This is a genomic window from uncultured Duncaniella sp. (assembly GCF_910578445.1).
In the GTDB taxonomy this organism is placed as follows: domain Bacteria; phylum Bacteroidota; class Bacteroidia; order Bacteroidales; family Muribaculaceae; genus Duncaniella.
This window is the reverse complement of record NZ_CAJTQC010000052.1, coordinates 4,893-5,141: the sequence shown is the minus strand read 5'-3', so window position 1 is coordinate 5,141 and position 249 is coordinate 4,893. Positions and strand designations below refer to the sequence as shown.

General features: G+C 52.2%; 1 pseudogene. It reads right to left on the bottom strand.

Annotation, left to right across the window (positions count from 1 at the left end):
* Window positions 1–249 (bottom strand): annotated as a pseudogene (locus QZ311_RS12100) (hypothetical protein); the annotation flags it as partial.

Here is a 249-nt window from a genome sequence, read left to right as displayed (position 1 = left end):
GGCGATGCCGGCTGGGACTGTCGTTTTTTATTCCGGTCGAGAGCCTTGCAGATGACATCGTAGGAGCATCTGCCGTTGCGGTCAACCTGCGAAGCCTTGAACTTTTGCCCGTCCTTGAAGTAGGAAAGACCATCGATTTCGGTAGAACCCCGCCGGAATTTTTTCCTGACGGTAATGCCTTTCCGGGCGAGTTCTCGCTGAAAAGTAATCCAGTCTTTTGCCGATTTCTTAGCAGCTTGAACGGCGAGA